The 312-nt window shown below is 75.3% G+C and carries 1 protein-coding gene; it reads left to right on the top strand.

What is annotated here, in order from left to right; all coding sequences use genetic code 11:
- The coding region (locus tag D180_RS16730; protein WP_043091206.1) for a DUF5691 domain-containing protein at nt 1-312 on the top strand (312 nt) is incomplete at both ends.

Below are 312 nucleotides of genomic sequence, written 5' to 3' on the forward strand. Positions count from 1 at the left end.
CTACCGCCGCCCGCGCCGCCCGATCCGCAAGCGCTGCCCGCAGACCATGCCTGGGTGCCGCTGTTGCGGGCGCTGTTCGCCAGCGCGCAGCCCGCAGCGTGGCTGAAACGCCTTCGCCACGAAGCCTGCCTGCAACTGGCCGCACGCGGCCAGCATCTGCCGGTCGAGGTACTGCCGCAGGCATTGGACGCAGGCGCGCGCCTGAGCGCGCTGCGGGGCGCATTGCGCCCGGTGCTGGGGGCGCGGGGCAGCTGGCTCGCGGCGCGCAATACGGAGTGGACCTACGCCGCCGATGCGGTAGCGGCGGGGGCG

Source organism: Xanthomonas sp. SHU 166 (assembly GCF_000364685.1).
Classification (GTDB): Bacteria; Pseudomonadota; Gammaproteobacteria; order Xanthomonadales; family Xanthomonadaceae; genus Xanthomonas_A; species Xanthomonas_A sontii.